Origin of the sequence: Yoonia sp., assembly GCF_965660735.1 — a bacterium.
Taxonomy (GTDB): domain Bacteria; phylum Pseudomonadota; class Alphaproteobacteria; order Rhodobacterales; family Rhodobacteraceae; genus Yoonia.
In genome coordinates this window covers 19,064-27,626 of record NZ_CBFIBD010000038.1, presented here as the reverse complement: position 1 = coordinate 27,626, position 8,563 = coordinate 19,064, and the positions used below count along the sequence as shown (strand labels likewise).

Below are 8,563 nucleotides of genomic sequence, written 5' to 3'. Positions count from 1 at the left end.
TGGGAACCCGGCGCGCCAGGTCCACCTCAAGCTTGCGCCGCTCTTCCGTGCTGTCGGCCATGGCGGTGATGGCGACCCTGTCCGCCGCGATCGAGATTTTCGCCCGCGGCATGGTCTCAAGCGCCTTGATCCCGAAGCTCAGCGCCCTGTCCCAGTTGTCCGGCACCGGATAGTCCGCCGTTTCCAGCAGATCGGTCACAGCCGCACCACCGGCCATCGGGGACAGCTGCGCCATGATGCTGTCCCGGTCGATCGAGGCGGGCACAAGGCCGATCAGGGAAATTCCACCCTCGTTGCGCAGGATCTCGACCGAGAAGCGCGGCGCCTCGATGCCGCCGCTGTCACGGATATCCATCCCGTCGATCACGCGGGCCGCATCGACGATGCCACCCGCAGTCGACAGCGCCTTGAAGCGCAACGCCTCGGACGGGGCGGTGCCGGTCAGCACGACCTGCAGCCCGTTTGCCTGCACCTCGGCCCATGGCAGGTCGTTCTCGTCCAGGGCAAGGCGCACGCCATACTCGGAATTGTCCTCGATCGCCCTGACGGAAAAGCCTGCTGCGACAAGGCTCAGGCCTGCGGCAGCAAGAAATGTCATTGAGACGATGGCGATGGCGGAGAAGCGCATGAAACCCCGATGCGTGGTTCTGTATGTCCCTGTCTTAGGGTGCCGTCGGGCCGGGTGCAATCACACCAGCGCGGCACAGGCGAAAAACAGCACAGGCAAAAGGCCCGCATCCCGGTTGGACCGGAACAGGCGCAGCAGCCCGCCCATGTCATCCGCATCAAAGCGCGCCAGCTGCCAGCGCATGTGCAACAGCATCGCCAGCGCCCCGCCCAGGGCGATCAGGCTGGGCAGGATGTCCGCCCCGACGGCGCGGGTCGCCGCAAGAACGGCAATCACCATCAGGGCCGTCGTGGCATACATGAACCCCGTCAGCCATTGCGGGCTGGCTTCGCCGAACAGCCGCGCGGTGGATTTGACGCCGATCAGGGCGTCATCCTCGGTGTCCTGATGGGCATAGATCGTGTCGTAAAACAGGGTCCAGCCGATCCCTGCCAGATACAGGACAACCGGCGCTGGCCCGATGCTGCCGGTATGCGCCGCCCATGCCAGCAGCGCGCCCCAGTTGAATGCCAGCCCAAGAAATACCTGCGGCCACCATGTAAACCGTTTGGCAAAGGGATAAATCGCCACCGGCGCCAGTGCGATGATCCCCAGAATGATCGCAGCGCCCGGGAATGTCAGCAGGATGCCAAAGGACACCAGCGCCTGCGCGACCATCCAGATCGCGGCACCTCGCACCGTGACCTGCCCTGACGGGATCGGCCGCGACCGGGTGCGCGCCACCGCACCATCAAAATTGCGGTCGGTGATGTCGTTCCATGTGCAGCCTGCGCCACGCATCAAGAATGCACCGATTCCACAGGCAACGACGATCCACAGATCAAACAGACCCACGCTGTCGGTCGCCAGCAACGCAAGCGACAGCCCCCACAGGCACGGCAGATACAGCAGCCACGTCCCGATCGGCCTGTCAGCCCGGCTAAGCCGCAGGTAGGGGCGGGAAAAACCGGGCGCCAGCCGATCTACCCAGTTGCCTTTGACGGCATCGGCGACAGTGCCTGTTGGCTCTGGCATCTTGGCATTCTCGGTCATATGGTTCGCCTCATGGCATCAAAGGTTCGGCTTTATGTAGATCACCCTCTGGGGCAAGGGCAAACGGTTCCCTTGGACCGGGATCAGGCGCATTACCTGTTCGGGGTGATGCGGCTGGGCGCGGGTGCAGTCCTGTCGCTGATCAACAGCCGCGACGGAGAATGGGATGCAGAGGTTGTCCAGGCAGGCAAAAAGGGTGGTGTCCTGATCTGTGGCAACCAAACAGCGCCCCTGCAATCGCCGCCTGACTTGTGGTTCCTGTTTGCTCCGATTCGCAAGGAACGCACGGCGTTCATCGTGGAAAAGGCGGTTGAAATGGGCGCGGCACGGATCATGCCGGTGCAGACCGATTTCACCCAGGCCGCCAACCGCGTCCGGCAGGACAAGTTGCAGGCCCACGCGATCGAGGCGGCAGAACAATGTGGCGGCACCTTTGTGCCCAGGGTAGATGATGTGGTGAAACTGGCGCGGGTGCTGGGCGACTGGCCCGCAGACCGCCAGTTGATGTTCTGTGACGAGGCGTTGATCGGTGATCCTGTCGGTCTGCCTGATCTGCCCGGCCCCTGGGCAATCCTGATCGGTCCCGAAGGCGGTTTTTCCCCGGCCGAGCGTGACCGTTTGCGGGCACTTCCCTTTGCTCATCCGGCCAGCCTTGGCCCCCGCATCCTGCGGGCGGATACGGCGGCCGTTGCAGCGCTGACAGTCTGGCAAAAGGCGCTGGGCGATTGGGGGTGATCCGCATATGCGCGCAAGGCCACCACAACCCGCAACGGCGGGTTTTGGCGTGATTGCTGCGCGCGCGGATGATCAACCGAGGATCACGGCGTTCCTGCGTACGCAGCTGCCAGTAGCGTTCTATCCGCTGACAAATTTGATCTATCATGGAATAGGCACTGACCACCCCAAAGCAATGCAGTTCTGGCTATGGCACGATCAGGGGCGGTTGACGGATGTGCTGGGGGTGACGGGCAGTGGGTTTCTTTACCCCGTGTTTACCAACGATGTCGCTGCGCAGGCGCCAAACCTGCTGGCGGGAATGCAGGTTGCCGGTATCGGTGGCGCGCCTGATACGGTCGCACATCTGCGCGCAACGCTTGGCCTGCGCGCCAGCCCCCTGCTGGATTTTACTGAACCTGTCTATCGCTTGGCGCTGGATGATCTGCAAATGCCGCGTGCCAGCGGGCTGCAATTGCAGCCGCTTTCAGCTGTGCCGTTGGACCTGCTGACCAACTGGCGGGCGATGTTTCTAATGGAAACACAGGGAAACGTGATCGAGGTCGCGCTGCACCGCGCGCGGCACGACCTGCAAGAGATCGGGAAACGTGATACCTATCGCGTGCTGATGGACGGCAGCCGTCCGGTCGCGATGACCGGGTTCAACGCGAACCTTACCCACTTGGTGCAGGTGGGTGGTGTCTTTGTCCCGCCGCATCTGCGCGGGCGCGGGTTTGGCCGCATTGCCGTGGCGCTGCATCTGGCGCAGGCGCGCACGGCGGGGGTGATCTGCGCCTATCTCGGGGCGGCGACAGCCCCTGCAGCCCGCACCTATGAGGCCATTGGATTCCAGCGCCATGGCAGCTATGCCGCGCTTGTCTATGAAGAGGGGCAAATGGTGCATGGCTGATTTTTTGAGACCAGAGGCGCGCGCGTTCTTGTGGCGCTGGCGCGATGTCCTGCTGGGCCTGGCGGTGGTCGCGCTGGGTCTTTGGTGGGGGCTGCGCAGCGTTGGCGCGGTTGCCTGGCTGGGCTGGCTGATGGTCGCCGGCGGTTGTGCTTGGGCCGTCGCCGGCGTGCAAAGGGGCCGGTTTCGCCAAGAGGGTGAAGGGCCGGGCGTCGTGCAGATCCGCGAACGCAGGCTGGCTTATTTCGGCCCGCTGGACGGTGGTGTCATAGATGTGAACGATCTGACAAAGCTCGAACTTGACCCCGGCGCCTACCCGGCACCCGCCTGGGTTCTGACCGGGATCGGCGGCCAGCAGATTGCCATTCCGGTCAATGCCGCCGGGGCAGAAGACCTGTTTGACGTCTTCGCCGCCCTGCCGGATATCAAGACCAGCACCGTTCTGGATGTGCTTTCACACACACCTGATGCGCGGGTGACGGTGTGGGCGCGTGATCGTCCACTCTTGCATTGACGGCGCGGCTGGTGCAGGCAACGACAGACGTCTGAAATCAAGCGGAGCACGGCCCCATGTCTATCCCTCAAACCGGCGGTGGTCCGATCGAGAATTACGCGCAACTGGTCGAAACCCTGTCCAAGGGGTGCAAGCCCAAGGACCAGTGGCGCATCGGCACAGAACATGAAAAATTCGGATTTTGTCAGGATACCCTTCTGCCGCTGCCTTATGACGGCGACCGGTCGATCAAGGCTGTGCTGGAAGGTCTGCAAAACCGGTTCCACTGGGACCCGGTCTTTGAGGCTGGCAATATCATTGGCCTGACCAAGGATGGCGCGAACGTCAGCCTTGAACCCGGCGGACAGCTGGAATTGTCGGGTGCGCCGCTGGAAACCATCCACCAGACCTGTGACGAGGTGAACGTGCATCTGGCCGAGGTCAAATCGGTGGCCGATGATATCGGCGTCAAGTTCATCGGGCTGGGGGCCGCCCCCGAATGGACGCACGAACAAATGCCGCTGATGCCCAAGGGGCGTTACAAGCTGATGAACGACTACATGCAAAAGGTTGGCACGCTGGGCACACAGATGATGCGCCGCACCTGCACCGTGCAGGTAAACCTTGATTTCGCGTCAGAGCCGGACATGGTGCAAAAATTGCGCGTCGCACTGGCATTGCAGCCTGTGGCGACGGCCCTGTTCGCCAATTCCCCGTTCTTCGAGGGCAAGCCAAACGGCCATAAATCATGGCGCAGCCGGATCTGGCGCGATCTGGACCCGGCGCGCACCGGCATGTTGCCGTTCGTGTTCGAGGACGGATTTGGGTTTCAGGCCTGGGTCGATTGGGTGCTGGATGTGCCGATGTATTTTGTCTATCGCGACGGCAAATATATCGACGCGCTGGGCATGTCGTTTCGCGATTTTCTGAAGGGCGAATTGCCCGCTTTGCCCGGTGAAAAACCGCTGCTGTCCGACTGGGCGGATCATCTGACAACCGTTTTCCCTGAGGCGCGGATCAAGCAATATATCGAAATGCGCGGCGCGGATGGTGGCCCGTGGCGGCGGCTTTGTGCATTGCCAGCGTTCTGGGTCGGGCTGATGTATGACCAGACCGCGCTCGATGTCGCGTGGGATCTGTGCAAGGACTGGACCGCCGACCAGCGCGAGGCACTGCGCGTGGCCGCATCCATTGACGGGTTGCAGGCAAAGGTCGAAGGGATCGACATGCTGGATCTGGCCCGCCAATGCGTCGCGATTTCCGATGCCGGATTAAAGGCCCGCGCCATGCCAGGTGCCGGGGGCATGGTCCCTGATGAGACCCATTTCCTGAACGCATTGAAGGAATCGGTCGAAACCGGCAAGACTCCTGCGGATGAATTGCTGGATCACTATTATGGCGACTGGAACGGCGATCTGAAACGGATTTATGCGGACTATAGTTATTAGGGGGTTGGCTGATACGCCCTTCTCAATGGCGGCTTTGAGCTTATTTTGTTGAAAAACTCCGATATCGGGCGTTTGGGTCAAATTTGACAGAAGAGTATTCTGGTTCTCTCAAATTTTACCGATGTTTCTTGGGGTATTCTGATTAGCGGAGAACAGTTTTCTGCTTTTTGAAAATTTGCAGACGCAGCAAAGAGTTTTTCAACAGAATCAGCCCATAGCGTCTACGTGAATTTCTGACTATTGATGCAACATGCATGATATCTTCGATTTGAATAACTTTCCCAAACACCTTCTAGCCAAGCCCTTTACGATGCATTCTTTGCTTCCAGACCGCTGCTGGGCTAGCCGTAATAGTATACGGCGACGCGTCAATTAAACTCTGTGTGGTCATAATGAAGGCAGTTCTTGTGCAAGTCATCAATTTGGACAGATCACCCGAAAGGCTGAGAGCCATCGGGGCTGATCTGGACCAGATGGGTTCGGTATGGTCGCGACTGCGAGCGGTTGAGCCTGGCGAAGACTATGTGAGCACGACCAGAATCTATAACCGAGCACGTGCCAATTACCTTTTCGGCCGCGACTTGACCCGTGGAGAAGTGGGGTGTTTTTTGAGCCACCTAGCAGCGCTGCGCGATTTGTTATTGAGCGAATGCGACGTGGGTCTGATCCTTGAGGATGATGCGCAACTTCATCAAAATATAGGCCAACTAATTGATGAAGTTTCTGCCACCTTGAGTATCAAGGTACCGCTCTGGGCATGTGTAAATCTGAGCTATACTGTGGACCTTCGTCGTCGAATGGTTGCACCTGTAACCGGTAACAATCTGTATAGAGCTTACCAATTTCCCTTGCTCTCATCAGCCCTGCTTTGGCAAAAAGATCAAGCAAAAGCATTTGTTGAATGGTGCGAAGGCGCTGGTCTTTATGCACCATTTGACAATCAACTCCGAGATTGGATCGCGCTCGGAAATTGTGGAATATCCCTTGAATACCCACCAGTAGGGTTGCGTGCGTTCCCGACAACGATCGAAGACCGACCTGTTGCCACCTCTTCATGCGGTTATACTCGAAAAATAAATAAATTCACCAGATTTGAGCTAAGGCAAAAAGTGCCATTGTACTGGCGCAGTGGGATTTCATATCTGACTAGACGATGAAAACATGATCTCATCGACCAATTTCGGGGGGTGCCATGAAATTGTCTTGTTCGGGCTGGCCCACGTGTATTTACGACGTTGGTCTTTCGTCAGACCCTTCCTCGTCAAATTACCGTTCATCAATTTGTTTCAAGTGGATCATCTGTTTGTCGCGTCAGCCAGACCCTTGAAAGTTTCGACGACTAACGCCAAACACCGACCGCTCTGCCCTGTATCACTGACCTTCGTTCCTCATGGCACCCTGCGTGGTTGCATCTTTTGTCTGGTCGCGACGTCTCGGCTTACTTTGCGCCGATCTTCGTCTCTGTTCCTGCCCGCAGCCGTTTGATGTTTTCATAGTGTCGGGCATACATCAGCAGGCACAGGACGATCCCCAAAAGGAACGTCTCTCCGTAGCCGGTGAATGCCATGACCACGGGGGCCCAGCCTGCCGCCAGCAAGGCCGCCAGCGACGAATACCGGCTGACCGCTGCGACCGCCAGCCAGATGCCACAGACCGCCAGCCCGACAGGCCAGGCCAGCGCCAGCATGATCCCGATATAGGTGGCAACCCCCTTGCCCCCCCGGAACCGCAACCAGACCGGAAAGCAGTGGCCGACAAATGCCAGCAACGCCGCGATCTGCACCGCGTCTTCAGCGGCAAAGGCCCGCGCCAGCAGCACCGCGGCGATCCCTTTGCCCGCATCGCCCAAAAGCGTCAGCGCGGCGGCCTTTTTGTTGCCGGTGCGCAGCACGTTGGTCGCCCCGATATTGCCCGACCCGATGTCGCGCAGGTTGCCAAGGTTCATCGCCCGCGCCAGCAGCACACCGCTGGGGATCGACCCCAGCAGATAGCCGACAATGCCCCAGATGATCAGCAAAGGTGTGGCACTTTCAAGTATCGGCATCAGGCGGCCCCCCATATGCGTTGGCCATCAACCCAAGTTCCCATGACGCGGCCTTGCAACCGTGCGCCATCAAAGGGGGTGTTCTTGGATTTCGAGTGTAATGTGGTCCGGTCCAGTTGAAATGGCGCGTCCGGGTCAAACAGGATCAGATCGGCAGGCGCGCCTTCCAGCAACCGCCCCGCATCCAACCGCAACAAATGCGCCGGGTTCAGCGCCAGCGCCCGGAACAAACGCGGCAGGTCTATCATATCCGCATGATAGAGCCGCAGTGCGGCAGGCAACAGGGTTTCCAGACCCACCGCGCCGCTTGCCGCCTCCTCGAACGGCAGGCGTTTGCTTTCTTCGTCCTGCGGTGTGTGCATGGAACAGATGACGTCGATCAACCCTTCGGCCACGGCCTGCACCATGGCAATCCTGTCGTCTTCGCTGCGCAGGGGCGGCTTGAGTTTAAAGAAGGTCCGGTAATCGGCCACGTCCAGTTCGTTCAACGTCAGGTGGTGGATGCTGATGCCGGCGGTGATGTCCAGCCCGTTGCGCTTGGCCCGTTCCAGCGCGGGCAGGGCGCGGGCGGTCGTGATCTGGTCGGCGTGATAGCGCGCGCCGGTCATTTCCAGCAGGCTGATATCGCGGTCCAGTGCCATGCGTTCGGCCATAGGCGACACGCCAGGCAGGCCGCGCAGGGATGCGAATTTGCCCGATGTGACCGCCGCGCCGTCCGACAGGCCGGGGTCCTGCACGTGGGCGATCACCAGCGCATCCAGGCTGCGCGCATAGGTCAGCGCGCGGGAAAACACCTTGGTATCTGTCACGACACGGTCGCAATCGGTAAAGGCCACGGCGCCGGCGTCTTGTAGAAAGCCGATTTCGGTCATTTCGCGGCCCTTACGCCCCTTGGTCAGCGCCGCCATGGGCAACACATGCACAGGGGCGTCCTGCTGGGCGCGCCGTTCGACGAATTCCAGCGTTTCGGGTGTGTCGATGGCCGGGGAGGTGTCGGGCCGCGTGACAATCGTCGTGACCCCGCCCGCCGCCGCCGCCCGGCCCGCCGAACGGAACGATTCCTTGTGCCGCTCGCCGGGTTCGGACACCTTGACGCCAATGTCGATGATCCCCGGTGCAAGGCACATGCCGGCGCAGTCGATCACCTCTGCGCCCTTGGGGGTGGGGGGCGTATCTTCATAAACCGCAAGGATGCGCCCGTCCTGCACCAGCAGGGCACCTGCGCTGTCGGTCAGCGCCACAGGGTTGATCAGTCGGGCATTGGTGAAAAGGGTCGCTGTCATCGGTTTTTCCTTGC

Annotated in this window: 9 protein-coding genes; 5 read left to right on the top strand and 4 right to left on the bottom strand. The window is 60.3% G+C overall.

Going from position 1 to position 8,563, the window contains the following annotated elements; genetic code table 11:
* Together ACTG4B_RS12810 and ubiA are read right to left on the bottom strand one after the other, a co-directional pair.
* A partial coding sequence (locus ACTG4B_RS12810; protein WP_439156093.1) for a BON domain-containing protein occupies positions 1 to 628 on the bottom strand: 628 nt, incomplete at its 3' end.
* Between the two features lie 60 nt (positions 629 to 688).
* Positions 689 to 1,660 (bottom strand): 4-hydroxybenzoate octaprenyltransferase, encoded by a 972-nt coding sequence (gene ubiA, locus ACTG4B_RS12805; RefSeq protein ID WP_439156092.1) that lies wholly within the window; start codon positions 1,658 to 1,660, stop codon positions 689 to 691.
* Between the two features lie 12 nt (positions 1,661 to 1,672).
* Here ubiA and ACTG4B_RS12800 point away from each other — a divergent pair, with 12 nt between their 5' ends.
* From ACTG4B_RS12800 to ACTG4B_RS12780, 5 genes are all read left to right on the top strand, one after another.
* On the top strand, positions 1,673 to 2,395 hold the full coding sequence (locus ACTG4B_RS12800) for a 16S rRNA (uracil(1498)-N(3))-methyltransferase (RefSeq protein ID WP_439156091.1): 723 nt from the start codon (positions 1,673 to 1,675) through the stop codon (positions 2,393 to 2,395).
* A 49-nt stretch (positions 2,396 to 2,444) separates the two neighbouring features.
* On the top strand, positions 2,445 to 3,284 hold the full coding sequence (locus ACTG4B_RS12795; RefSeq protein WP_439156090.1) for a GNAT family N-acetyltransferase: 840 nt from the start codon (positions 2,445 to 2,447) through the stop codon (positions 3,282 to 3,284).
* Complete coding sequence (locus tag ACTG4B_RS12790; RefSeq protein ID WP_439156089.1) at positions 3,277 to 3,795, top strand: hypothetical protein; 519 nt, start codon at positions 3,277 to 3,279, stop codon at positions 3,793 to 3,795. Before ACTG4B_RS12795 ends, ACTG4B_RS12790 begins: the two co-directional genes overlap by 8 nt.
* Positions 3,796 to 3,851: 56 nt before the next feature.
* On the top strand, positions 3,852 to 5,222 hold the full coding sequence (locus ACTG4B_RS12785; RefSeq protein WP_439156088.1) for a glutamate--cysteine ligase: 1,371 nt from the start codon (positions 3,852 to 3,854) through the stop codon (positions 5,220 to 5,222).
* A 392-nt stretch (positions 5,223 to 5,614) separates the two neighbouring features.
* A complete protein-coding gene (locus tag ACTG4B_RS12780; protein WP_439156087.1) occupies positions 5,615 to 6,379 on the top strand; it encodes a glycosyltransferase family 25 protein in 765 nt (254 codons plus the stop codon).
* A gap of 281 nt (positions 6,380 to 6,660) precedes the next feature.
* On the opposite strand, the gene plsY is transcribed toward ACTG4B_RS12780, so the two are convergent.
* A complete protein-coding gene (plsY, locus tag ACTG4B_RS12775) occupies positions 6,661 to 7,266 on the bottom strand; it encodes a glycerol-3-phosphate 1-O-acyltransferase PlsY (RefSeq protein WP_439156086.1) in 606 nt (201 codons plus the stop codon).
* Positions 7,266 to 8,549, bottom strand: a complete 1,284-nt coding sequence (gene pyrC / locus ACTG4B_RS12770) for a dihydroorotase (protein ID WP_439156085.1) — start codon at positions 8,547 to 8,549, stop codon at positions 7,266 to 7,268. Before pyrC ends, plsY begins: the two co-directional genes overlap by 1 nt.
* Between the last annotated feature and the right edge of the window lie 14 nt (positions 8,550 to 8,563).

What these genes read in the sequence shown, in the direction of transcription:
- ACTG4B_RS12790 (WP_439156089.1), top strand. Translation starts at nt 3,277, where the DNA reads ATGGCTGATTTTTTGAGACCAGAGGCGCGCGCGTTCTTGTGGCGCTGG.
- ACTG4B_RS12785 (WP_439156088.1), top strand. Translation starts at nt 3,852, where the DNA reads ATGTCTATCCCTCAAACCGGCGGTGGTCCGATCGAGAATTACGCGCAA.
- ubiA (WP_439156092.1), bottom strand. Translation starts at nt 1,660, where the DNA reads ATGACCGAGAATGCCAAGATGCCAGAGCCAACAGGCACTGTCGCCGAT.
- plsY (WP_439156086.1), bottom strand. Translation starts at nt 7,266, where the DNA reads ATGCCGATACTTGAAAGTGCCACACCTTTGCTGATCATCTGGGGCATT.
- pyrC (WP_439156085.1), bottom strand. Translation starts at nt 8,549, where the DNA reads ATGACAGCGACCCTTTTCACCAATGCCCGACTGATCAACCCTGTGGCG.
- ACTG4B_RS12800 (WP_439156091.1), top strand. Translation starts at nt 1,673, where the DNA reads ATGGCATCAAAGGTTCGGCTTTATGTAGATCACCCTCTGGGGCAAGGG.
- ACTG4B_RS12780 (WP_439156087.1), top strand. Translation starts at nt 5,615, where the DNA reads ATGAAGGCAGTTCTTGTGCAAGTCATCAATTTGGACAGATCACCCGAA.